The organism is Mangrovimonas sp. YM274 (genome assembly GCF_030908385.1).
Lineage (GTDB): Bacteria > Bacteroidota > Bacteroidia > Flavobacteriales > Flavobacteriaceae > Mangrovimonas_A.
In genome coordinates this window covers 2,148,720-2,175,076 of record NZ_CP133091.1, presented here as the reverse complement: position 1 = coordinate 2,175,076, position 26,357 = coordinate 2,148,720, and the positions used below count along the sequence as shown (strand labels likewise).

17 protein-coding genes are annotated in these 26,357 nt (G+C 38.3%); 9 read left to right on the top strand and 8 right to left on the bottom strand.

The genetic code is table 11. The features are described 5' to 3' along the window. The first annotated feature begins 77 nt into the window (after positions 1-77). Positions 78-2,078: a dehydrogenase E1 component subunit alpha/beta gene (locus tag RBH95_RS09400; protein WP_307899333.1), complete on the top strand. Its 2,001-nt coding sequence runs from the start codon at positions 78-80 to the stop codon at positions 2,076-2,078. A gap of 31 nt (positions 2,079-2,109) precedes the next feature. Continuing rightward, positions 2,110-2,589, top strand: coding sequence for a 3D domain-containing protein (locus tag RBH95_RS09395; RefSeq protein WP_307899332.1), 480 nt, complete (start codon positions 2,110-2,112; stop codon positions 2,587-2,589). On the opposite strand, the gene RBH95_RS09390 is transcribed toward RBH95_RS09395, so the two are convergent. Beyond that, positions 2,534-3,094, bottom strand: coding sequence for a biopolymer transporter ExbD (locus tag RBH95_RS09390; RefSeq protein WP_307899331.1), 561 nt, complete (start codon positions 3,092-3,094; stop codon positions 2,534-2,536). The genes RBH95_RS09395 and RBH95_RS09390 overlap by 56 nt on opposite strands. A 627-nt stretch (positions 3,095-3,721) precedes the next feature. Here RBH95_RS09390 and RBH95_RS09385 point away from each other — a divergent pair. The 3 genes from RBH95_RS09385 to RBH95_RS09375 all read left to right on the top strand — a co-directional run bounded on the left by RBH95_RS09385 (position 3,722) and on the right by RBH95_RS09375 (position 6,639). Next, a complete protein-coding gene (locus tag RBH95_RS09385) occupies positions 3,722-4,201 on the top strand; it encodes an Hsp20/alpha crystallin family protein (protein ID WP_307899330.1) in 480 nt (159 codons plus the stop codon). A 123-nt stretch (positions 4,202-4,324) separates the two neighbouring features. Next, positions 4,325-5,848, top strand: a complete 1,524-nt coding sequence (locus tag RBH95_RS09380; protein WP_307899329.1) for a DEAD/DEAH box helicase — start codon at positions 4,325-4,327, stop codon at positions 5,846-5,848. Positions 5,849-5,943: 95 nt separating this feature from the next. Further along, complete coding sequence (locus RBH95_RS09375) at positions 5,944-6,639, top strand: hypothetical protein (RefSeq protein WP_307899328.1); 696 nt, start codon at positions 5,944-5,946, stop codon at positions 6,637-6,639. 10 nt (positions 6,640-6,649) lie between these two features. On the opposite strand, the gene RBH95_RS09370 is transcribed toward RBH95_RS09375, so the two are convergent. The 4 genes from RBH95_RS09370 to RBH95_RS09355 all read right to left on the bottom strand — a co-directional run bounded on the left by RBH95_RS09370 (position 6,650) and on the right by RBH95_RS09355 (position 12,609). Beyond that, the gene (locus RBH95_RS09370) at positions 6,650-7,237 is read right to left on the bottom strand and encodes a pseudouridine synthase (protein WP_307899327.1); all 588 of its coding nucleotides are present in this window, start codon (positions 7,235-7,237) and stop codon (positions 6,650-6,652) included. Further along, positions 7,224-9,515, bottom strand: a complete 2,292-nt coding sequence (locus RBH95_RS09365; RefSeq protein WP_307899326.1) for a type IA DNA topoisomerase — start codon at positions 9,513-9,515, stop codon at positions 7,224-7,226. The genes RBH95_RS09370 and RBH95_RS09365 overlap by 14 nt, the downstream gene beginning before the upstream one ends. Positions 9,516-9,620: 105 nt before the next feature. Continuing rightward, positions 9,621-11,714 carry a DNA helicase RecQ gene (gene recQ, locus RBH95_RS09360; protein ID WP_307899325.1) on the bottom strand — a complete coding sequence of 698 codons (2,094 nt, stop codon included), beginning with the start codon at positions 11,712-11,714 and terminating at the stop codon, positions 9,621-9,623. An 85-nt stretch (positions 11,715-11,799) separates the two neighbouring features. Beyond that, positions 11,800-12,609, bottom strand: a complete 810-nt coding sequence (locus RBH95_RS09355) for a DUF1853 family protein (protein WP_307899324.1) — start codon at positions 12,607-12,609, stop codon at positions 11,800-11,802. Positions 12,610-12,948: 339 nt separating this feature from the next. Between RBH95_RS09355 and RBH95_RS09350 the strand changes: the two genes are divergently transcribed. The 4 genes from RBH95_RS09350 to RBH95_RS09335 all read left to right on the top strand — a co-directional run bounded on the left by RBH95_RS09350 (position 12,949) and on the right by RBH95_RS09335 (position 18,407). Further along, entirely contained in the window at positions 12,949-14,505 is a 1,557-nt protein-coding gene (locus RBH95_RS09350) for a DEAD/DEAH box helicase (protein ID WP_307899323.1), read from the top strand. A 325-nt stretch (positions 14,506-14,830) separates the two neighbouring features. Beyond that, positions 14,831-15,910: a nickel-binding protein gene (locus tag RBH95_RS09345; protein ID WP_307899322.1), complete on the top strand. Its 1,080-nt coding sequence runs from the start codon at positions 14,831-14,833 to the stop codon at positions 15,908-15,910. 122 nt (positions 15,911-16,032) lie between these two features. Further along, positions 16,033-17,415, top strand: a complete 1,383-nt coding sequence (locus RBH95_RS09340) for an FAD-binding oxidoreductase (RefSeq protein WP_307899321.1) — start codon at positions 16,033-16,035, stop codon at positions 17,413-17,415. Between the two features lie 74 nt (positions 17,416-17,489). Continuing rightward, positions 17,490-18,407 (top strand): EamA family transporter, encoded by a 918-nt coding sequence (locus tag RBH95_RS09335; RefSeq protein ID WP_307899320.1) that lies wholly within the window; start codon positions 17,490-17,492, stop codon positions 18,405-18,407. A gap of 118 nt (positions 18,408-18,525) precedes the next feature. Here the strand turns inward: RBH95_RS09335 and RBH95_RS09330 are convergent, their stop codons facing one another. The 3 genes from RBH95_RS09330 to RBH95_RS09320 are packed head-to-tail and all read right to left on the bottom strand — an operon-like array spanning position 18,526 to position 26,357. Then, positions 18,526-20,391, bottom strand: coding sequence for an OmpA family protein (locus RBH95_RS09330; protein ID WP_307899319.1), 1,866 nt, complete (start codon positions 20,389-20,391; stop codon positions 18,526-18,528). A gap of 11 nt (positions 20,392-20,402) precedes the next feature. Then, on the bottom strand, positions 20,403-21,341 hold the full coding sequence (locus tag RBH95_RS09325) for a type IX secretion system membrane protein PorP/SprF (RefSeq protein WP_307899318.1): 939 nt from the start codon (positions 21,339-21,341) through the stop codon (positions 20,403-20,405). Between the two features lie 18 nt (positions 21,342-21,359). Further along, on the bottom strand, positions 21,360-26,357 hold the full coding sequence (locus tag RBH95_RS09320; RefSeq protein ID WP_307899317.1) for a gliding motility-associated C-terminal domain-containing protein: 4,998 nt from the start codon (positions 26,355-26,357) through the stop codon (positions 21,360-21,362).

The following is a 26,357-nucleotide window of genomic DNA, read 5'->3' as shown; positions in this document are numbered from 1 at the left end:
GAGTAAAAAAAAATAGGTTTCAGAAAGGTGGATATTTTTTTTGATTAAATTTGGCTGAGAGAAGAAACAACATCAATATGCTAACATCCATAAAAAGCAACATTATTTACGATAAAAAGAATTTGGATTCTAAAAAATTAATCCAACTCTACAAGCAGATGCTTAAACCGCGTTTGATAGAGGAAAAAATGCTGATTTTATTGCGTCAGGGTAAAATTTCAAAATGGTTTTCGGGCATTGGTCAGGAAGCTATTTCTGTGGGTGTTACTATGGCGTTGCAAAAGGATGAATATATATTGCCAATGCATAGAAATCTAGGGGTGTTTACGTCTAGAGATATTCCGTTACATCGTTTATTTAATCAATGGCAAGGAAAAGCCAGCGGCTTTACCAATGGTCGAGATCGCTCTTTTCATTTTGGTACACAAGAGTATAATATAGTGGGGATGATTTCTCATTTGGGACCTCAATTGGGAGTGGCCGATGGTATTGCGTTGTCAAGTTTACTGAAAAAGAAAAAACAGGTTACTGCCGTATTTACAGGAGAAGGAGGGACCAGTGAAGGAGATTTTCACGAAGCCCTTAATGTGGCTTCGGTGTGGCAACTGCCTGTTATTTTTTGTGTAGAGAACAATGGTTATGGCCTTTCAACACCTACGAATGAGCAGTATAACTGCAAGGATATTGCTGATAGGGGAAAAGGCTATGGTATGGAATCTTTCATTATAGATGGAAACAATATTCTTGAGGTGTATACCAAAGTTTCCAAATTGGCTGAAAGTATCCGTAAACGCCCGCGTCCAATTCTTATTGAGTTCAAAACCTTTAGAATGCGTGGTCATGAGGAGGCTAGTGGAACCAAATATGTTCCACAAAAATTAATGGATGAATGGGCCGCAAAAGACCCTTTGAGCAATTTTGAAATATACTTAAAGGAAACCAATGTCATTACCGAAAAGCAAATTACTGCTGCTAGAGAAAGTATTATAGAAGAAATCAATGAACATTTGCAAAAGGCATATGACGAATTGCCTATAGAACCTAATGTTCAAAAAGAATTAGGAGATGTCTATAAAGATTTTAAATATGAAGATGTTGCAGCCGGTTTAGAGGTTGCTGAAATTCGTTTTGTCGATGCGGTTGCTGAAGGCTTAAAACAATCTATGGAACGCCATAATGATTTGGTGATTATGGGCCAGGACATTGCGGAGTATGGAGGTGTGTTTAAAATCACGGAAGGCTTTGTGGAAGCGTTTGGAAAGGAGCGTGTTAGAAATACACCGATTTGCGAATCGGCCATTGTGGAAGTAGGGATGGGGTTATCAATAGCAGGAATGAAGGCTGTTGTAGAAATGCAGTTTGCTGATTTTGTGAGTTCCGGTTTCAATCCAATTGTCAATTATTTGGCCAAATCGCATTACCGTTGGGGACAACAGGCCGATGTTGTTGTGAGAATGCCTTGTGGAGCGGGGGTTGCAGCAGGTCCATTTCACTCGCAAACCAATGAGGCATGGTTTACTAAAACACCAGGGTTAAAAGTGGTGTATCCAGCGTTTCCGTATGATGCCAAAGGCTTATTGGCAACAGCGATAAACGATCCCAATCCGGTTCTGTTTTTTGAGCACAAAGCTTTGTATAGAAGCGTGAAACAGGACGTTCCTACTAATTATTTTACATTGCCATTAGGGAAGGCTGCTGTGCTGAAAGAAGGATTGGATGTTACTATCATTAGTTATGGAGCGGCGGTACATTGGGCCTTGGAGACTTTAGAAAGCAACCCGAATATTAAGGCTGATTTAATAGACTTAAGAACGTTACAACCTTTAGATATAGAGACTGTGTTTGCTTCGGTGAAAAAAACAGGGCGAGTGATTATTTTGCAGGAAGATTCCTTGTTTGGAGGAATTGCCAGCGATTTATCGGCAATGATTATGGAGGCGTGTTTTGAGGCTTTGGATGCGCCTGTAAAGCGTGTGGCTAGTTTGGAAACCCCAATTCCATTTATTTCCCAATTGGAAAATCAATATTTGGCTAAAGCTAGGTTTGAAGAGGCTCTAAAGGAATTGATTGCTTATTAAGTTGAAAAGTTCATTGTTGAAAATTTAAATTATGCTATCCAACACTAGTATTATAAAAGTTTTGGGTGCTCTGTTTTTGGTGTTTGCAATATCTTGTAAAAAGGAAGTTGATCCACCCAAAACACATGAGTGGAAAACGTTGAAGGTTACGGCGACAGCATACAATTCTCTGGAAAGTCAGACCAATTCCAATCCGCATATTACAGCTTTTGGTGATAGTTTAAAGCCTGGATTAAAATATATAGCAGTGTCCAGAGATTTACTGAAAAAGGGGCTTAAACACAATACCCCAGTAATGATTGAAGGGTTTGATGATTTGTTTTTGGTAAAGGACAAAATGCACACCCGTTGGTCCAACAGAATTGATATCTATATGGGGGTGGATGTGGATTCTGCTAGAAATTGGGGGCGAAAAAAGGTGAAAATCAAATATCAGGTAGAGGTTAAGCAAGATTCTATTCCGTCTGAGCTTCAGATAAAAAAAACGGATAGGCCGCTTTTACTTCCTTGAGGTCTTTTTCTGATAAATTATTACTGGGCTTTTTTAGAATTTCCCGTGCGTAGGTTTGTCTTAAATCATAATAAGCTTTTGTGATTTCATCCTGAACTTCAATGTAAAATTCATAATTTGTTTTAGCTGCTGTTTGTAAGGAAATAACTGCTTTTTGTGGGGTTTCTGAAGATGTATTTTCGGATTTTCCATGGCAGTAGTCGCAAGTGTTTGCGCCATTGTTATCTATAAAGTTGGTGGCAACCTGCTTTAAGTCTTGAATGGCAACTAATTTCTCGTTCACCAGAATTTCATTGTTTGCGTTTATCATTATTCTAAGAAGGTTCCTTTCCTTAATATCTGCATTGCAATCCGTATTTGGAGGGCAATGTGGCGGAAGTTTTCTACTTAAACCTGAATCCATAGAAATGGTGGTAGTAACCAAAAAGAAGATAAGCAATAAAAACGCTATGTCGGCCATGGAGCCAGCATTTACTTGGGGTGCGACGTGTCGTGAAGTTTTCATGTGTCAAGGATTTATGGTTTAATGAACCCTTCACAAAAACGATACCACAAAATTTTGTTAAAAAAGAAAATCAGCATAAATAATAGATTTATGCTGATTTTCCTGATGATTGATTGATGAAAATTTTGTTGTCACTTCAACGTTTCCAAATCATCTTCTCGACTGTGAGTACTGTCAATAATTTTAGATAACGCTTTCATAGCTTTAATTTTTAATGATTGATATCTGTTGGTTGATGATTGATGATGTAATTGGTAATTTTTCTTTTCGCTTTTAGAATGTTATTCTAAATCGTCTCTTGTTGTGCCAAGAATTGCTTTTACTTCCGTTTAAGGTTTCCGATAATTGATTTGTGTTTAAAGTTCTCATGATTGTTCGTTTTTAATGATTGATGATTTACTTAATAGACGCCCACAATTTAAATTTGTTACGCTAAAAGTGTTGAAGTTATGGTTTTTAACAGATTTTAACAGTCAAAGTGTTGTTTTGGAGTCGTTTATGTGGCTTAAAGGCGACAAATTGACTTTTTCAAATGTAGAAATGTCAGTTTTTTAACATAAAAGCTGCTTTGGTACTTGTTTTGTTTATTATTAAATGAATTTTTGTTTAACTTAAAATATGAACAACATGAGTACTTTAGTAACAATGCCTAAACCAGGTAAAACAACTTCCAACAAAAGAAGCGTTGCAACATTGCCAAGTTTTTCATCTTGGGTTGACAATCTATTTGACCATAATTTTGGTACAGAATTTTTGTCTAATTTTAATACAGGTATTACGGCACCAGCAGTAAACATAAAGGAAACTAATGAAGCTTTCCATTTGGAATTGGCGATTCCGGGAATGAAGAAATCTGATTTTGATATAAATGTGGAAAATAAAATTCTAACTATTTCCTCTGAAGTCAAAACTCTGGATGAAGAAAAAAATGACCATTATACAAGACGTGAATTTGGGTATTCTTCCTTTAAAAGAACATTTACTCTGCCAGATGCTGTAGAGCCAGAAAATATAAAGGCTACTTATCAAGATGGTATTTTGGAAGTTAACTTGCCTAAACGGGATGAAGCAAAACAGAAGCCTGCGAAACGCATTGAGGTTTCTTAATTTTGGATTACAACAAATTTTAAGGGAGGTTTTAAAGCCTCCCTATTTTTTTCAAATGTTTTTAACAACTATTCCTTTAAATCATGTAAAATCTTAACTTTACTAGAATTTTTTCTAGGAATTATGTCTATGTCTCAAACTCTACAACTCACCCAGGAACAGAGAAACAAGAAACGTTTATACGATTATCAATTGGCAGATCTCAATCGGATTTTTGATGTGATTGAAACCCAGTCTGATAATTATAACTTGTTGTATCAACTGCCAACAGGAGGAGGGAAGACGGTTATTTTTTCTGAAATAGTGAGACGCTATATACAGCACCATCAAAAGAAGGTGGTTATTTTAACACACCGCATTGAGTTGTGTAAGCAAACCTCTAGAATGCTCTCTGGATTTGGTGTTCATAATAAGGTGATTAACAGTAAGGTTAAGGAGCTTCATGACCAAGATGAATTTAGCTGTTTTGTGGCGATGGTTGAGACCCTTAATAATAGACTAAATGACGAAAAACTGAAGTTGGAGGATATTGGATTGGTCATTATAGATGAGGCGCATTACAATTCATTTCGAAAATTATTTAAGTTTTTCAAGGATTGTTTTATCCTTGGGGTAACGGCAACACCATTGAGTTCCAATATTAAACTTCCTATGAAGGATAATTATGATGAACTTATTGTAGGGGATGATATTTCAACATTAATAAAAAATGGGTTTTTGGCCAAGGCTGAAATTTATAATTACGATGTAGAGCTGAGCACGCTTAAAATAGGTGTAAATGGCGACTATACCGTTAAATCTTCCGAAGCACTGTATACCAATTCAATAATGCAGAGTAAGCTGTTGTATGCCTACGAAGAAATGTCTAAAGGAAAAAAGACCTTGATTTTTAACAATGGTATCAATACTTCAAAAGAAGTATATTATTCTTTTAAACGGGCAGGGTATCAAAATATAAGACACCTGGACAATACGGCTTCAAAGCAAGAACGAAAGGATATCTTAAAATGGTTTAAAAATACACCAGATGGTATTTTAACCTCAGTAAGTATTTTAACGACCGGATTTGATGAGCCTACTGTAGAATCGGTTATTTTGAATCGAGCTACGCGATCATTGACGTTATACTTTCAGATGATAGGAAGGGGATCAAGGGTACTTGGCAATAAAAAGGATTTCTTAGTATTGGATCTAGGGAACAATATCATCAGGTTTGGCCCTTGGGACCAGCGGGTAGATTGGCAACATATTTTTAAGTATCCAGATTTGTATTTGGAGAATATTAGAAATGATGAAGATATAGAGCGGGACTTTGTGTATACCATGCCAGAACTCATCAAACAAAAATTTAAGGGTGTTAAAAGCTTTGATTTTGATATGAAAGCTGAATACCAAAAGGCGGTAAAAGAAGGGCAGAAGTCGATTGTGGCCATTGAGCGTTCCATCCAGCAACATTCACAAATGTGTATAAATAGCAGTAAAGATGTTTATGAAGCTCGTTCTCTCATAAAGCACCTTCAGGACGATATTGCCTATCGTATTAAGCAATATTCCTACTGTATTATGAATTGTACCGATAATTATAAAGATTGGTTGCACGAGGAGTATAACCGAAAGCTACGACTGAGTTTTAATGGAAAGTTTTAACTAAAGTTTAATTTTTTTTAAACGAAAACATCTTAATTTCGGCAAAAAGGTATAGTCTTTGATTTCTGTCAAGAGATAAAGAAATATTTAGATTTATGATCAATCCAAGAATTCTGTTTTTAATTGCTTTTCTGTTTGTGGCCTATTCTCAAACCTATGCGCAAGTAGGGGATAAAAAGGAGAATAGATCCATTAAGATTCCTGCTAAAGAAACCAAGGAAAAGGATACGATACCTTCAGAATTAAAAATTAAACCAAGTTCCGATAGTCCGTCACTTACCAAAACAGATGATAATATCAATGGTATTCCTTTGAAAAGTAAGGTTGAAATTAGGGAAATGAAGAATGAATTTTCTATGATTGACAATAGTACCCTTATCAATCCAGGAACCATTTATGAACAACGTTGGAATAAAGCTGCGGCAGATACGGGTATTAAGCCTGAAGCGATGTCCGACCAATTTTTGGGAGATTATAAGAGCAACGGAAAATTTGTAAATATCATGTGTCGGGACCATGAGTATCCGGACGGAGATATGGTGCGCGTGTTTGTAAATGATGAAATTGTAGTGCCTAGATTAGTATTGACCTCTAATTATAAGTCCTTTGACATCCCTTTGGTAGAAGGCTTTAATAGAATAGTGTTTTTGGCCTTAAATCAAGGGCAATCTGGTCCAAATACAGCCGAGTTCAAAGTGTTCGATGATAATGGAACTTTGGTATCTGCAAAAGAGTGGAATTTGCTAACAGGGGTAAAAGCCAGTATTATTGTAATAAAAGAAACTCCTTAATACCCTCTTTTTAAACAGATACTTCCGTGGGAACTACGTCGCCTGGTTGCATGTTGTCAATAGTATAATTCCCAACACGAACTCTTACCAAGCGCAGCGTAGGGAAACCAACTGCAGAAGTCATTTTTCTCACTTGACGATACTTTCCTTCATTAATTATTACAGAAATCCAAGAAGTAGGGCCGTGCCTGTCATCTCTTATTTTTTGTATAGGGTCTGGTAAATTTGGAGGCGTCTGCAATAAAGTTACATCACAAGGTTTGGTAATATATTTAATGCCTTTAAAACCAATTTCAACACCCTTTTGTAGCTTGTTAATGGCTTCTTGATTAATCAATCCATCAACCTGCACGTAATACTCCTTATCAATTTTTGAACTGCAAATATCGTAACTCAATTGGCCGTCTGTAGTTAAAAGCAGTAATCCTTCTGAGTTTTTGTCTAAGCGTCCAATAGCCATTATGTCTTCAGGAAATTCATATAGTTCCCCAAGGAATTTTTTCTTTTGTTCATGCTTGGCATTACTCATGAACTGACTTAGATATCCAAAGGGTTTATAGATTTTGAAGTGTTTATGTTTTTCTTTAGACTGACTCATTTATAATTTTAAAAACCAACTCTTTGGTAAGCTGCTGTCCCTTAGCTTTATTTCTAATATCTTCGTAGGAAATCCTAAAATCACATCCTTCTTTGTGAGCACTACATCCGTAAGCCGTTTTACCTTTTAGGATTGTGCCTTTTTTACATTTTGGGCAAGTTAGAACTTCGGGAACTTCCTTTTTCTTTGTCTTTTTGGGTTCCAATATCAAATTGAAGTTATCGTCAAAACGTAGTAATCCTTCTACGGTTCCGGCATCGGTTTTAAAGCCTTTTAAATTGACAGTCGACCCTTTTTTAAGTAATCTGATAAACTGCTTTTCCGAGATAGTTTTTCCGTGAACTTTAAATGGCAATACAAGCTTACAGCCAGATTTGTAATTGCTGCAACCATAGGCTGATTTTCCTTTGATAAGTTGTCCTTTTTCACATTTAGGGCAAGATTCAGCTGTAATGCCAGCCTTTTTTTTGTTGACGGCTTTTACCTCGCGTTGTTTGGCAACTGCAGCTTGAGACAGATTGGCACGCCTGGTTTCGCTTCTAACTTCATAAACCAATTCATCAACCATGCGCTTCATGTTTTTAATGAATAGGCTGGCGCTATAGCTTCCCTTTTCAATGTCTTTCAGCTGTCTTTCCCATAGACCCGTAAGTTCTGCCGATTTTAATAATTCATTTTGAATAATATCTATCAGTGCAATTCCCGTTACCGTAGGTAATATCTGTTTCTTGTTTCTTTTAATGTACTGCCTTTTAAATAAGGTTTCAATGATGTTTGCCCGGGTAGACGGACGTCCAATACCATTTTCTTTCATTAATTCCCGCATCTCATCATCATCTACCTGTTTGCCGGCAGTTTCCATAGCTCGAAGCAATGTTGCTTCCGTGTATTGGTTAGGTGGCTTGGTTTGCTTTTCTAAAAAAGAAGGTTCATGTGGTCCTTTTTCGCCTTTGGTAAATACTGGAAGAATCCCTGATTCTTTTTCTGGTTTATCCGGATTTTCAAAAACAACACGCCACCCTTTTTTTAAAATCTCCTTTCCAGTGGTTTTAAAGTTTACTTCAGCGGCTTTCCCTATTACTGTGGTATTGGAAACCTCACATTCATCATAAAAAACCGCGATAAAGCGTCTTGTTATAATGTCATATACCTGTTGTTGGTTATATTGCAATTGGCTTTGTATCCCTGTGGGGATAATTGCATGGTGATCGGTAACTTTTTTATCGTTAAACACCTTGCTGGATTTCTTTATTTTCTTACCCAGCAGGGGTTGAACCAAAGAGCTGTAATTAGTCAGTTTTTGAAGGATGCCGGGCACCTTTGGGTAAATATCTGTTGGTAAGAAGGTGGTGTCTACCCTTGGGTAGGTAACGACTTTCATTTCATATAAACGCTGAACAATTTTAAGCGTTTCTTCTGCCGAAAAACCAAATTTGGTGTTGCAATAAACCTGGAGCCCTGTTAAATCGAAAAGTTTGGGGGCATATTCCTTTCCCTTCTTTTTAGTGATGGATTCTATTTCAAATTCATCCTCTTTCACCTTGTTGGCTAAAGCTTCTCCCTCTTCCATCTTAAGGAACCGGCCCTCTTCATAACTAAAGAGCGTTTCCCTATAAAGGGTTTGTAATTCCCAATAAGGTTGTGGTTTGAAGTTTTCAATTTCCTTGAAGCGGTTTACTACCATGGCAAGGGTAGGGGTTTGCACCCGCCCAATAGAAAGCACTTGTTTGTAGCCCCCGTGTTTTAGGGTGTAGAGTCTTGTGGCATTCATTCCTAAAAGCCAATCTCCAATAGCCCTAGAAAAGCCTGCGTAATATAGGTTGTCATATAGCGTAGAAGGTTTTAAGTTGTCAAAACCTTCTTTGATTGCTTCCGTGGTCAAAGACGAAATCCATAAGCGTTGTACTTCACCTTTGTAGTTAGCTTGGTCCAACACCCAACGCTGTATCAATTCTCCCTCTTGGCCGGCATCGCCACAATTTATGACTACATCGGCTTGGTCGAACAGTTTTTTTACAATTTTGAATTGTTTTTGAATCCCGGAATTGGAAACCACTTTAGTTTTAAACTTCTCCGGCAGCATAGGAAGGTTATTCAGGTCCCAGCTTTTCCAATGAGGTTTGTAGTCATTGGGTTCCATTAAAGTGCATAAATGCCCAAACGTGTAGGTAACAGCATAGCCGTTGCCTTCAAAATAACCATCATGCTTTGTATTGGCTCCTAAAACAGAAGCAATTTCACGGGCTACACTAGGTTTCTCGGCAATACAGACTTTCACGGGCTAAATTTTATGCTTTGTAATTATATAGGCGCAAGGTAATATTTTATGAGCTTTTCATTCTTATTTATAAAGGAAAAACAGAATTGAAGAAACGTAACATTGTTACGCCTCCTTCTCCAATATACTTAATGCTATTCTAATTTTAAAATAGTCCATTTGTTCATTAAAATGCTCGAAATAGGGCTTTAAGGCTTTGGGGGCATTGAGTTGCTCCTTTGCGTTTTTGACATCTTTCACTTCACTTTTGGACACAAAATCATACATGTTTATTTCCTTGCCTTCTTGATACAATTTTGCCAAATGAGAAAAGATGGTGTTGCGATGCAATTGCCGTTCTTCGGCTATTTCCTCAACTGATTTTCCTTGCTTATATAGGTTGAAAGTAGCTAAGTATGTGTCCTTTTTATTGTTCTTTTTCTGATTTTTAAATGTGATGATGCCATTTATAAAATCTTCACCATAGGCATTTAGTTTGTATTGTCCAACGCCACTGACCTCCAGAAAATCGGTTTCTGTAGTTGGTTCGAGTCTCACCATGTCTTTTAAAGCAGCATCACTAAATACTTGATAAGGAGGAATGCCTTTGGTTTTGGAAATTTGATGACGTAATTGGCGTAAATGCTCAAATAGGGCACTATTTGTGGGACCAGTTTGAGAAGTAACTTTTTTAGCCGTTTTTTTCGAAGTGATTTCTTGAACTTTTGTTAGCAGTACCGTTTCGTTTTGGAATAGGACGTTTTTTGAAAACGCCGTAAGTTTAAGGGCGTTAAATTCATGAAAAGCAATTTCACAATACCCTTGGTTAATGAGTTGGATGATGTAGCTTTGCCAATGGTTCCAAGGGATGTCTTTTCCAATACCATAGGTTTTCTGTTGGTGGTAGCCTTTGTCTATAACAGTGGCGTTTTGGGCACCTCTTAAAACGTCGATTACGGTTCCAATAGCTTCAGTTTCTTTCAACCTTGCAATGGTTGACAATGCTTTTTGGGCAATGATGGTTCCGTCAAAAAACTGTGGTGGATTATTGCAGACATCGCAATTATTGCAATTTTCAGAAAGCAGTTCTCCAAAGTAACTTAACAAAATTTTTCGGCGGCAACTAGTAGCTTCGGAAAACTGTTTCATACGCTCCAATTTTGCAATTTGCACCTCTTCATTGCTGGCGCCTTGAGCAAAATTTCGCAATTGGATCACATCTGCATAACTGTGGAATAAAATGGCGTTGGATTCCAGTCCGTCACGTCCTGCACGACCAATTTCCTGATAATAGCCTTCTATGTTTTTAGGCATATTATAATGGATGACAAAGCGGACATTGGATTTGTCAATTCCCATTCCAAAAGCTATGGTGGCACAAACTATTTTAATGTTATCGTAAATGAAATCCTCTTGAACCCTCTCTCGCTCCTCGTGGCTCAAGCCTGCATGATAGGCGCAGGATGAAAAGCCGAAGTCATTTAGTTTTTTGGATATGCTTTCGGTTGTTTTTCGGCTTAAACAATAAATAATTCCAGATTGATTAGGTCTATCGGTAACGTATTTGACAATCTGATTTATTCTGTTGTTGGCAGGTCTCACATCCAACGCTATATTTTTGCGGTCAAAGGAGGATATAAATTGTTTTGCAGAGGGAATGTTTAGTTGCGTTATAATGTCTTCTCGCGTGGCCTTATCTGCTGTTGCTGTAAGAGCTATGATTGGGATTTTGGGCAAAGAGGTTTTTAAAAATCCCAACGCTTGATAGGAAGGTCTAAAGTCATGTCCCCAACTTGAGATACAGTGGGCTTCATCAATGGCAATACAACTTAAATGGTTCTTGCTTAAAATAGGTTGTATTCCAGCAAGGCTTTCCGGAGCTACATATAATAATTTGAGCTCCTTTGTATAGACCTTTTCAAGAATTTGCTGCTGTTCCTCGCTGCTTTGGCTACTGTTAAAATAAGCTGCAGAAATACCATTGGCTAATAAACCGTCCACTTGATCCTTCATTAATGCAATTAAGGGAGAAACCACTAAAGTTATTCCCTCAAAAAGTAAGGCCGGCAGCTGGTAACAGATAGATTTTCCGCCTCCAGTTGGCATAATAACCAAACAGTCTTCTCCTGCAACAACAGTTTCTATGATTTGCTGTTGTTCACTTCTGAATGAATCATAGCCAAAATAGGTTTTTAGTGTGGAAATTAAGGTGCTTTGCATAGTATGGATAAGAGTTGCGCAAATTAGATAAATCGTGATTGCAATTGAAACGAAATAGGTAAGAGTTATCAAATTTAATAAACACTCACCACCAAACGACAAAGCATTTTGAAATCATTCCGTTGGGATGTTTGATCCAAATAAGAGGGGAGGTTTGTTGGTGTAATAGGTTTAAAAGTATTGGCTGAATATCGGCATAGGTGTGCCAGTCGACATTAGAATGAGGGATAATGAGCCAATCTAACTTGGAGGGTATGTAAAACTTACAATGTTTAAAATTGGAAAATTCCTTTTCCTTGATATAAAACCCTTGAATACAATCTTGATTGATTTTGGTAAACCCACTAGCTTCTCTAGTCCAAGGTATGAATAGCTGTGCTTTGAATAAAACATGCTGCTTAATGCGTTTTGGATTGATAGATAACTGTTTCAGGAAATTTTGAGTTTCGGGACGATGTAATAAAGGAAGCTGCTTCTCTTTCAGTTTTTTGAGTTTTTGAACAAGACTGTCCTTTTTATTGGGGCCAATCCAATGCTCAAGGTCTCCGCTTCCTGTGTGTTCATTATATAAATAGAACTTGTAAATAATTTCAAGGTGGATAGGAGTGCTATTGAAGTTGATGATTGCATCCAGTTCTCCAAGGGTTCTTTGGTCTTTTTGGATTTGGGCGCCAGAAGCAATTATTTGAATATTCTCATTTGCCTTAAAACTATACAAAACAAAGCGTTCGACAAGTTTTCCTAATCGCAAATGACCCTCAATAGTTTCATTGAATGGTTGTAAGGAGAGATTGGGAAGTTCCAATTGTTGTAAACCATATATAAGGTTGCCCTGCCAAAGCAATGGTGTATTCCAATAACCGATATAGCGTAATTTCAACTTTTTGTAGTCCATTACAAGTGTTAAAATTCGAATTTACGATAACTTTTAGAGTTTTAATTCTAAAAACATCCATAATAACTTTACCTTTGCAAACCAATTGCGTAAATGATGTTTGCATTTTTAGATCTAGGAATCCGTAATCCACTTTTCAAAAAGTTCTTCAAGTCGTTACAGGCTTATTATTTAGCCCAAACTGAAGAAGTGACAATTCCATTTATGTTTCATAAGCAGAGCCGTTTGGCATTTGTTTATAGCAAAACATCTTACAGCCCTTTTTAATAGATTATTTCTTTGTAATTTATTATTTTTCAATATGTTAATGTGTAATATTTAAACAATAAATTGATATCAATGTCTGATACTAACGTTTTAGAAGTGAAGGAGAATACCGTTGAGAAAGACTTATACAGTTACCAGAAAAAAGCGATTGAAAAAGTATTCAAGCGATTTGATGAAGCACCAGATGATTACCACCTTTTGTACCAGTTGCCTACGGGTGGTGGGAAGACTGTAATTTTCTCGGAATTGGTTCGCCAATATCTTAAAAACCATGACAAAAAAGTATTGGTGTTAACCCACCGTATAGAGTTGTGTAAGCAAACTTCTAAAATGTTAACAGAGTTTAAGGTTACCAACAAGGTGATACATAGTAAGGCGAATCTTGATGACCAACAAGAGTATAGTTGTTTTGTGGCCATGGTAGAAACCTTAAACAACCGTTTACAGGAAGATATGCTTGATATTTCTGACGTTGGTTTGGTGATTATTGATGAGGCGCATTACAACTCGTTTACTAAGTTGTTTAAATATTTTGAGAAGTCTTTCATTTTAGGGGTAACGGCTACACCACTTAGTTCCAATAAGGATTTTCCAATGAAGAAGAACTATAATGAGCTGATTACTGGGGAAACCATTGAATCGCTTGTTGAAAATGAATTCTTGGCCCGTGCAGAAACATATGCTTACAATGTTGGGTTAACTACTTTGGAAATTGGTTCTAACGGCGATTATACCGTTAAATCGTCAGAAGATTTATATACCAATACAGACATGCTTAAAAAGCTGTTGTATGCTTATGAGGCGCACTCCAAAGGAAAGAAAACCTTGATTTTTAACAATGGTATCAACACGTCTTTGTATGTATACGATACGTTTAAAAGGGCGGGATATCCTATTGCTCACCTAGATAACACGGCTTCAAAAAAAGACCGTAAGAAAATATTGAAGTGGTTTAAGGAAACCCCAGATGCCATTCTAACCTCGGTAAGTATCTTGACCACTGGTTTTGATGAACCATCTGTAGAGACTATTATTTTGAACCGAGCAACCAAATCGTTGGCGTTGTATTACCAAATGGTAGGGCGTGGCTCTAGGATTTATAAAAACAAGAGCAAATTTAGCATTATCGATTTGGGGAACAACCTACATCGTTTTGGACCTTGGGGAGCAGACATAGATTGGCAAAAAATATTTAGTTCGCCTGGATACTACTTGGATAATATTGTGAATGATGAAGATATTGAAAGCAATTTCAGGTATGAAATGCCAGATGATATCAGAGCAGAGTTTGCAAAGTCTGAAGATGTATATTTTGATGTAAAACAGGCCTATATAGACTCTGTAAACAATGGGGAATCTTCTAAAGTGCTATTAGAGCGCTCTATAGAGCACCATGCTAAAATTTGTATTGAAAACAGTGAAGATGTTTATGATGCTTTGGCTTTGGTAAAGCTGTTGGATGGAGATATCAATCATAGATTGGAACGCTATACGCAGTGCATAAGCAATAGTACCCATAATTTTGTAAAATGGTTACATGAAGATTATCGCATGAGGTTAAAAACCTATTTAAGAAAGAATTTCGATGAAGTTTTTGAAGATATTCATGGTTATCCACCAGAAGATTAATTTATAGTAAACTTATACAAAAGATGGAAAGGGCAACAGTGTGTTAGCCCTTTCTTTGTGTTTAAGGGTTACTTAATAACATAACCCAATAGCCAATATAAGATGACGAATACAATAATAACGCCGATACAACCACATTTGCCTCCTCCTATCTTTTTCGCGCCAAAACCAGCAAGTAGAGCTCTTAGAAGATTTTTCATTCCTTATGTTTTAATTTTATTCACATCACTTAAAATTAATCATTCAAACGGACTTTAAGTGTATATAATTTATGTTTATTGTTAAATTGTTGTAAAATCATTAAATTGCATAAAAACCATCCGTTATGCCCATTTATATGGACCGTCATAACATTCCTGCAGAGTTAACTTCGCAACACGTGGCAAGGATGCATCAAGAAGACCTTAAGGTTCAGCATTTGTATGGCTGTAAGGGAATGACTTATTGGTGTGATGAAACTACAGCATTTTGCCTTATTGAAGCTCCTAATAAAGAAGCCTTAAAAAAAATGCACGATCATGCGCATGGCGCATTACCGCATGCTATAATAGAGGTGGATCCTAAAATAGTAGAAGCCTTTTTAGGACGTATTAAAGATCCTGAATTTACTGGTCAAGAAGGAGAATTACATGTGATTTCAGAATCAGCATATCGCGTAATAATGGTAAGTGGAATTGACCACAAACACTCTCTAGACAATTCAATGACAATAGCACTTCAAAAGTATTTTAAAGAACTTATTTTACGTTTTGATGGTAGCATTGTAAAGCAAAATAAAAATTGTGCGTTAGTATCATTCTCTTCTGTAACTAATGCTGTAATGTGTGCTATTGAGTTACAGAACAAATTCAAAACATATATTTTAGAACACAATAACGCCAATAATTTAAAATTGAATATCGGCCTGTGCACAGGAGTTCCTTTTAATGACAAAGGGGGTATTTTCGATGAGACAGTCAAGTTTGCTGAATGGATGTGTGAGTTTGTAAAAGGGCCAATTGTGCTGTCCTCCGAAGTAAGGAATTTATTTGAAGGTGAAAATTTGAATGTAATTGTAATGGATGAGCAAACACATAGTTTGACCCCTTCTGAGGAGAAATTTCTGTCTGTTTTAATGGATTTGACAGAGAAAACATGGAATGATACCAACTTAACGGTAGAGTCGTTTAGTAAACAATTGGGCTTTAGTAAATCTCAGCTATATCGTAAAATGCAAAGGTTAACCAATAAATCATTGAATGTTTTTATCAAGGATTACAGGTTAAAGAAAGCTTGCGAATTTTTAGAAAAGAAAACGGGCAATATTTCTGAAATTGCTTTTGAAACAGGATTTAATAGTCCAGCGTACTTCACTAAATGTTTTCAAGAAGCCTACGGTATCCTACCTTCAGCTTACAACAAATAGCCTAAATCCAATCCTATTAAATTTTCTATATGACCCAAAATTGAAAATTTTAGGCAGATTCCTTATGCTTAATTGAATTGTATAGTGTTAATTTTAAAGGTGTTAATCAATTTTAATTTATTATGAAAACAATCAAGGATTTAGATCTGTCTTTAATTGAGGATTTAAAGTCGCAGCTTAGAGGGAATGTCGTGCTTCCTTATAGTTCCAATTATGATGAAATTAGGAAGGTGTACAACGGTATGATAGATAAAAAACCGGGTCTTTTTGTGATGTGTGTAGATGTTGCTGATGTTATGGCTGCTGTAAATTTTGGTAGAGCCAATAGGTTAGAAATTGCCGTTAGAGGAGGAGGCCATAATGGAGGAGGATTAGGGCTTTGCAATGATGGTCTAGTGATTGATCTCTCCGGAATTAAATTTGTAAGGGTGGATACTTCCAACAATACGGTTAGGGTTGGCGGCGGCAATCTTTGGGGAGAGGTGGACCACGCAACGCACCCTTTTGGCTTGGTTATTCCTGCTGGAATAATTTCTACTACTGGTGTTGGTGGATTGACATTGGGAGGAGGAGTCGGATATTTGTCCAGAAAATTCGGCTTGACTATAGATAACTTATTGGAAGCTGATATGGTTTTGGCAGATGGGAGTTTTGTAACGGTAAATGCAACACAGCACCCTGATTTATTTTGGGCAATTAGAGGTGGAGGTGGAAATTATGGTATTGTTACAGCCTTTAAATTTCAGGCTCACCCGCTTAAAACGGTCATTGGAGGACCTACATTTTGGCCTATCGAGGAAACGGAAACCATAATGGCTTGGTACGATAGCTTTATTCATAAAGCTCCAGAAGATTTAAATGGGTTTATTGCCACCTTGGTTGTACCTGGGCCTCCTTTTCCTGAGCATTTACACAATAAACAGTTTTGCGGTATTGTTTGGTGCTATACAGGTGATCCTGATAAATTTGAAGAAGTGTTTGCTCCTGTAAGGGAACAGCAGCCTTTTTTTGAACATGTAGGCGAAATGCCTTATCCTTCCATACAGACACTTTTTGATGGCATGATGCCTCCGGGACTACAGTGGTACTGGAGAGCCGATTTTTATAATGAAATACAACCTGAAGCAGCAAGTCAACATAAAAAGTTTGGTTCTGAAATCCCAACTCCCTTGTCACAAATGCATATGTACCCCATAAGTGGTGCGGCTTCAAAACCGGGTAAAGAAGATACACCTTGGGCTTATAGAGATGCGAAATATGCGGGGGTAATTGTGGGGGTAGATCCAAGTCCATCCAATGCATCGAAAATTACAGATTGGTGTAAGGCCTACTGGGGTGCACTTCATCCATATTCATCTGGTGGAGCTTATTCAAATTTCATGATGGATGAAGGGCAGGAACGGGTGAAAGCTAGTTATAAACATAACTATACTAGGTTAACTGAAATAAAACAAAAATACGATCCAAACAATCTGTTTCATGTAAATCAAAATATTGTCCCCTAAGGCGATTTGATAAATAAGTTTAAGGGCAGATTTATAGTAGATTATGCGTAATATTGCGGTTTCAAATTATCACAATGAGCACATCGCGTAATACTACCTTAATTATTCTCGCTTTCTTTGCAATATATGTCATTTGGGGCTCCACGTATCTGTTGAATAAAATTGCTGTGGCGCAATTGCCTCCTTTTATGTTGGCCTCTGTAAGATTTATATCGGCGGGAATATTGATTTTTATCATCTCAAAAATTATGGGGATTTCATTAAAGATTTCCTCCCGGCAACTAATGAATACCATTTTTGCTGGTTTTCTTTTTTTGACCTTTGGAAATGGTGTTGTGGTGTGGGCCTTGAAATACGTAGATAGTGGTTTTGCGGCTTTGGAAATTTCGGCGCAGCCCTTAATAGTTCTGATTTTAATGCGCATTTTACAAGGAAAAAAAATACAGCCAATGTCTGTAGTTGGAGTGATTCTTGGTGTGGTGGGAATTTATTTGTTGGTAAGCCAAAATGAAATAATTAGTCAGGAAGGTTCGGTTTTAGGAATGCTTATGATTTTATGTTGTATGCTGAGTTGGGCTTATGGTAGTTTATTTGTTGGAAAGGCAGATTTGCCAAAAAACTATTTTGTAAACACGGGCTACCAAATGTTTACGGGAGGGATTATGTTGCTATTGGCCAGTTTGATTTTTCAGGAGCAATGGGTAATGCCAGCACAATGGGAGAGTTCTGTGACAGTTTCTATGGTACTTTTAATTTTATTGGGAAGTATTGTGGCGTTTACATCCTTTAATTATTTGCTAAAAACCGTGTCTCCAGAAAAGGTAGCTACGTCCACTTATGTCAATCCTATAGTGGCCTTGGTTTTAGGGTGGTATTTTTTAAACGAACATATCACTGCTCAGTCTATTGTAGCTGCAGTAGTATTACTTACGGGAGTGTATTTTATCAATACTAAAAAGACGTTGGAAATATTTTCCAGGTTTAAAAGATGATATGCTTCTGCAAGATCAAATAGGAGTAGAAAGAAGATTTATAAATTAAAAAAAGCTGTTTCATGGACGAAACAGCTTTTTTTTGATTGCTATTGAATTAGTTCTAGATAGTCCAAATTTATTTCAAAATTAAAAACTCACAGCGTCTATTGATAGAATGCTCTTCTTCCGTACAATCGTCTTTACAATCTACCAAAGGTTGACTTTCGCCATATCCTTTAGATCTTAATCGGGAACGCTCAATACCATTGGCAACAAGGTATTCAAGTGTAGATTTTGCTCTATTCAATGATAAATTCAAGTTGTATTCTTCACTACTTCTAGAATCGGTATGCGCTCCTAATTGTACCTCCATTCTCGGGTATTTTTTTAGCAAACCTACCATGATATCCAAAATACTCGCGGCTTGTGGTTTTATATCCCACTTACCAAAATCAAAATAAATATTCTCCAATTCAATGTAGATATAGCCATCATCTTTGGTAACAACAATATCTTCGGCATCGTCATAAGATTCAATCTCTAATTCTATGTTAAATTCAAATCTACCATCATCATTCGTGGTGAATTCTTGTTCTCCAGGAGCGTAAAAGTCCCGATATCCTTCAATTCTGTATAATTGATTAGGTTTGGTGTTGAAGGCATACTTGGCATCATCGCCCACAACGGTTTGTCCAACAACTTCTCCTTTGTCATCATAAAGCGTAACTGTAGTTCCTGGTAGGATTTCTTTGGTGTTTTTATCAATTACGGTACCTTCTACAATGTAACGTTTCTTGTTTGGAATCCTTAAAAATGCATAAATAAGATCCTCCCCGCTGCGGTTGGATGAAATAAAGCCTTTTTGAACATCTTCATTAAGGACGTATCCAAAATCATCCATTCCAGAATTAATGGTTTCTCCCAAATTAATGGGCTTTGAGTAAAATCCGGCATAACCATTACTCATAAAAATGTCTAGATTTCCTAATCCTTGGTGGCCATCGGAGGCAAAATATAGAGTTTCGCTTTGGTCCATAAATGGAAATTGCTCTCTATGCTCTGTATTGATTACCTCGCCTAGGTTAACGGGAGTGCCAAAACCATCTTCTGTAATATCAACAGAATAAATATCAAAAGATCCCAATGACCCAGGCATATCACTTGAAAAGAATAATTTGGTATTGCTGGGGTTTAAAAATGGATGTTGAGTAGAGTAGGTGTCGCTTGAAAAAGGCAATTCTTCAACATTGGTCCATTTTCCATCTATCAATTCTGCTTTGTACAATTTTATAGTTGCAATTTTATCGTCCCCAATTTTTACGCGTTTATCATTGGTCCTAGAAAAGTACATGGTCTTTCCGTCTGCAGTAAATGTAGCGTTACTTTCGTGCGTTTTGGAATTTATGTCTTCAGAGAAGGGGGTTACTTGCTCTAAGGCATCCTTTTCTTCGGAAAGCGTGGCTTCATATAAATCTAGATAAGGTTTGTTGTTCCATTCGTAAGTGGGATTGTCCTTATTTCTATAGGAAGAAAACACAACGTTGTCACCATACCAACTAATGCCAAAATCTCCAGAGGCACTGTTTTTTAAAGGTTGTAACTCATACAGGTAAGGCACGATTCTGCTTAAGGTGCGTTTCAATTTTGGTGTATCCATTACCTCACCAGTATATATGCTCAAAATGCTATCTGCAGTTTTAAAGTCCCCTGCAGCTTTTAGAGACTGTCCATATCGGAAATAATATACTTTTGGTAAACTATCGCTGCTCGCGAATAATTGGGCATAGGCAGCCTTGGCATTGGTCATTTGGGCATTGTAAAAGTAAGAGTCTCCTAAATTCTGTAGGTTTTCAGGTGTTTTGGGCAGGGACTGATACATTTTAGCGGCTTCTGAATATGCTCTGTTTTCAAACAACTTTTTGGCTTTGGAAGCACTGGCCTTTTGGCCATATCCAAAGAATACCGTAAAAAGAAGTGATATAAGTAAAACGATGTTTTTCATATTAAAAGCTATTAGAAAAATCTTGGTGATTTATCATATCCCACACCAAATTTACTGATGTCAAACAACAGCATTACCTCATGAGTTCCGGAGTTGAATCGTCCCAAATTTGAAAGCGTGTAATCGTAGGCATATCCAAATCTTAAGGATTTAGTAATTCTGAAATTAATCAAACCGCTTACCGAATCATCGAAGCGATACCCAGCACCCAATTCTACAATTTCATTGATAAGAACATTGGCTGTTAAGTCTAAAGACATTGGAGCTCCGGAAACGGCCTTTGTCATAAAGGCTGGTTTTAATTTTAAATGGTCATTCAATTGAAAGACATAGCCCCCTGTTAAAAAGAAATGAATTTCCTCTGCACCACTGGTTACAATACCACTATCGTTTTTTAGGTGTTCAGATTTTAAAATATTAGGAACGGAAAAACCAGCGTAAAAGTTGTCACCAAAATAGAAAGCTCCGGCTCCAATGTTAGGAAATGTTTCACTAATATTTGAGGCAAAGGCAGGGTCGGGAAGAGGATCGGAATAAATAAAGCCGTTAAAATTGGTACTAAAAAAGGTTGCTCCCGCTTTAATTCCCAGAGACAGTTTTGTGCGTTCACTCATAGGAATTACGTAGGCTACATCCACATAAGCATTAGTTTCTTTAACCACATCTCCAATTTGATCATGCACTACAGATATACCTCCTTCTAAACGATTGGCAATGGGAGTATGTGCAAAAAAAGTGCCTGTTGTTGGGCCTCCTTCGGAACCTACCCACTGTGCGCGATAAAATCCACCAAGATTGATGGTGTTTGGATCATCTGTAGCATAGGCGGGATTAATCACGCTCATGTTAAACATGTATTGCGTGTACTGTGGATCCTGTTGGGATTGGGCTGCCAATCCAAGTAAAAACATCAAAACAGTGATGCGATATGTTATATTTTTAAGTGTCATATATTACTTTTATAAGACCTATCTGCTTAGATAAACACGTCCTTGAATAGGTTTTCTCTCCCCATCATTAAAATTCAAAATGTAAAAATATACTCCCACAGGACAGATACCGTTTCCTAGGGTAACTCCTTTGTGGGATTCACCATTCCAATCAGGTTTATTGGTATCTCCTTTATATAATACGTTGCCATATCTATTGTAAATTTCCAATGTGAAATCAGGATATAGATCCCTTAAATTTGGTATCGTAAACGTATCGTTGATGCCATCATCATTGGGTGAAAAACCATCAGGAATGATAAAACATTGGTCTAAAGTTACAGTTACATCCAATCGGATAACGCTTTCACAACCATCATCTGAAATCATCGCACCATAATAAGTACCACCATCTTCAAGGAGTTGCGTTTCATCTAATACATTGCCATCAATAGGAGCATCGTACCAAATAATGATATTAGAATCTATAATGTTGGCAGAAAGCTCTGCTATTGTAGGTTCAAATTCCCCACAGAATAAATCTCCATTGTCTGATAATTCGGGAGTAGGATTATCGAGTACAGTAAATGTAGCTACTAATAAAGAACCTTGTTCACTACAGGAGATATCTGGAGAAGAAATTCCTGTAATCGTAATAGTGGTCTCTCCTGTATTTTGTAATTCCTCAGCCGGAATTGTGAAAACAGCATCACCGCCTATAAATTCGGTCGAAGCGGAATTTGAAATTGTATTAGCCCCAGAAAGCTCATAGCTTAAATCGTAAAAACCATCTTCCACTTGAAGAGCCAATGTAATGGTTACATCATTTGAATACCCTAGACAAACCATGCCAACTTGAATACGGGCATCTGAAATAACAGGGCTGTCAACAACCGTAACGCTTACGGTTGCAGTTGCTTCCGTGTTACATCCAGGATTAATAACGGTGTATGTGTAGTCTCCAGTAGCGTCCGTGGCTGGATCGAAAATACCCGTGCCACTGGCAAGTGAGGGAGACCAGGTTCCGCCCATATTAGGAGTGTCGCCTAGGCTGTCGAATAAATCATATGTGGCTGTATCGTTTTCACAAACTTCTAGAGTACCATCGGTTCCTGCGTTGGGTTCCTCAATAATACTAACGGTTACCGTAGCGGAAGCATCGCCACAAGGTGCTGTTCCTGTAACCGTATAGGTATAGGTTCCTTCTGTGTCTACCGAAGGATCAAAAATGCCTGAACCACTTGTAAGTGCTGGGGTCCAAGTTCCATTTGTATCCGGAGTGTTGCTAAGACTATCAAATAAATTGTATGTAGAAGTGTCCGAAGTACAAATTTGTAGAGTACCATCGGTTCCAGCATTGACATTTGGAATGATAGTAACGGTCACAGTTGCTGAACTGTCTACACAAGGTGCTGTTCCTGTAACCGTATAGGTATAAGTTCCAGAAGGGTCTATCGCAGGATCAAAAATACCCGAACCACTAGCAAGTGCAGGGGACCAGCTACCGCCTAAATCTGGAGAGCCTTCCAAACTGTTGGACAAATCTTGAGGGGTGTCATTCTCACAAACTTCTAGAGTACCATCGGTTCCTGCGTTGGGTTCCTCAATAATACTAACAGTTACCGTAGCGGAAGCATCTCCACACGGTGCTGTTCCTGTAACCGTATAGGTATAGGTGCCTTCTGTGTCTACCGAAGGATCAAAAATGCCTGAACCACTTGTAAGTGCCGGGGTCCAGGTTCCTCCCGCATCAGGAGTGCCACCAAGACTATCAAATAAATTGTATGTAGAAGTGTCCGAAGTACAAATTTGTAGAGTACCATCGGTTCCAGCATTGACATTTGGAATGATTGTAACGGTCACAGTTGCTGAACTGTCTGCACAAGGTGCTGTTCCTGTAACCGTATAGGTATAAGTTCCAGCAGGATCCAAAGCGGGATCAAAAATACCCGAACCACTAGCAAGTGCAGGGGACCAGCTACCGCCTAAATTTGGAGTGCCTTCCAAACTGTTGAACAAATCTTGAGGGGTGTCATTCTCACAAACTTCTAGAGTACCATCGGTTCCAGCATTGGGTTCCTCAATAATACTAACGGTTACCGTAGCGGAAGCATCGCCACAAGGTGCTGTTCCCAGAACAGTATAGGTATAGGTGCCTTCTGTGTCTACCGAAGGATCAAAAATGCCTGAACCACTTGTAAGTGCTGGGGTCCAAGTTCCACCCGCATCAGGAGTTCCACCAAGACTATCAAATAAATTGTATGTAGAAGTGTCCGAAGTACAAATTTGTAGAGTACCATCGGTTCCTGCATCGGCATTAGGAACAATAGTAACCGTCACAGTTGCTGAACTGTCTGCACAAGGTGCTGTTCCTGTAACCGTATAGGTATAAGTTCCAGCAGAATCCAAAGCGGGATCAAAAATACCCGAACCACTAGCAAGTGCAGGGGACCAGCTACCGCCTAAATCTGGAGTGCCTTCCAAACTGTTGAACAAATCTTGAGGGATGTCATTCTCACAAACTTCCAGAGTACCATCGGTTCCTGCGTTGGGTTCCTCAATAATACTAACAGTTACCGTAGCGGAAGCATCTCCACACGGTGCTGTTCCTATAACCGTATAGGTATAGGTGCCTTCTGTGTCTACCGAAGGATCAAAAATGCCTGAACCACTTGTAAGTGCCGGGGTCCATGTTCCACCTGTATCAGGAGTGCCACCAAGACTATCAAATAAATTGTATGTAGAAGTGTCCGAAGTACAAATTTGTAGAGTACCATCGGTTCCTGCATTGACATTTGGAATGATTGTAACGGTCACAGTTGCTGAACTGTCTGCGCAAGGTGCTGTTCCTATAACCGTATAGGTATAAGTTCCAGCAGGATCTATCGCAGGATCAAAAATACCCGAACCACTAGCAAGTGCAGGGAACCAGCTACCGCCTAAATTTGGAGTGCCTTCCAAACTGTTGAACAAATCTTGAGGGGTGTCATTCTCACAAACTTCTAGAGTACCATCGGTTCCAGCATTGGGTTCCTCAATAATACTAACGGTTACCGTAGCGGAAGCATCGCCACAAGGTGCTGTTCCCAGAACAGTATAGGTATAGGTGCCTTCTGTGTCTACCGAAGGATCAAAAATGCCTGAACCACTTGTAAGTGCCGGGGTCCAAGTTCCACCCGCATCAGGAGTTCCACCAAGACTATCAAATAAATTGTATGTAGAAGTGTCCGAAGTACAAATTTGTAGAGTACCATCGGTTCCTGCATTGACATTTGGAATGAGTGTAACGGTCACAGTTGCTGAACTGTCTGCACAAGGTGCTGTTCCTGTAACCGTATAGGTGTAAGTCCCTGCAGGATCTATCGCAGGATCAAAAATACCCGAACCACTAGCAAGTGCAGGGGACCAGCTACCGCCTAAATCTGGAGTTCCCTCTAGAGTGTCGAATAAGTTATAGGTATTGGTATCTTCCTCACATAATTCCAAATTAGCGTTGATTCCTCCATTTGGTGCAGAAATAATTGTCACTATTAGTGTTGCACTAACTGATTGGCATGGAGCTATACCGGCTACCGTATAAGTATAGGTGCCAGCTGTGTCTATAAGTGGGTCGAAAAGGTCAGATCCACTAGCAAGTGCAGGGGACCAGGTTCCGCCGATATCAGGCGTACCTCCAAGACTATCAAATAAATTTTGGGGAGCATCATTAGAGCAGATATCTAAAGTACTATCGTTTCCAGCATTTGGCTCCGGAATTATACTTACGTCTACGGTGGCAACAGCATCTCCACATGGAGGAATTCCGGGTACGGTATAGGTATAGACACCAGCTGAATCTAAAGTTGGATCAAATATTCCAGTTCCGCTAGCAAGTGCGGGGGACCAAGTTCCTCCCGTGTCTGGTGTACCGCCTAAACTGTTGAATAAATCTACAGTATTTCCGTTACTACAAAGGTCAACGGTTCCATTAATTCCGGCATTGGAATTCTCCGTAATGGTTATGGTTACAGTGGCAGTAGCTGTAGGACAATTTGCCGTTTCATCCACCGAATAAGTAAATTCATAAGGGCTGTTGGCTACTGTAAAATTTATAGTGTCAATTGTGCCTGTACTTCCGTTTGAAGTAGGGAAAGGCCCTGCCCAGGTACCATTGTTGGAGGGTGTGCCTTCCAAATAATCAAATAAATTAATGGAAGGGGTTGTTGCTAACGCTCCTTCACATAATTCTAATAGACCATCCGTACCAGCTTCATTTGCTTGTGTTATAACTACTGTAACTTCAAATCTTCCCAAGCTTTCACATGGGGGATCAATTGTTGTGGCATAATAATTTTCTCCATCTATTAAGGGAGTTGTGGGGTCGAGTGGGAGGAAGGAAAATGCTGTTGCGTACCAGTTGTTGGTCCCTGTGGCATTTAAATCGGCTACAGTGGGGTCTGATTCAATACAAAATTCTTGAACCGCATCTCCTGTTGGAATGGGAACTAATCCTACATTCACTAGAACAGACAGCCTTGATGTTCTACAGCCAGTATCAGGGTTAGCTTGGTCTGCATAATAAATTGTATTGTCACTTAAGAGTGTTGTATCCGGTAGTGGAGTACCTCCAGAAAAAGAAAGATACCATTGTACATCATTTCCTATAGCAATTAAATCGGCTATGGTTGCATCATCCGGAGTTTCTACACAAACACCTTGGAAATTAAATCCTATTGGTGCACCATAGATAACTACGGTAACTTGTTGGCGTGAACCACAGGATCCTGAATTGTCATCGGCATAATAATCTTCTCCATTAACAAGGCCTTCTGTACTGGCCAAAGGTGTGGTTGAAGTAGGTGTATCATACCATACGACACCACTACCATTATCTTGGGCAACCAAATCGGATACAAGGACAGATTCAATGTCACAAAATGTTTGAACAGGATCGTTTACTGTTGGACATTGCGCAGATGAGTAAAAAAGGCCGCCAAATAAAACTATGTAAATGCCTAAAAGGTACTTACTAATAGCATAGATTTTACCTTCTCTCAT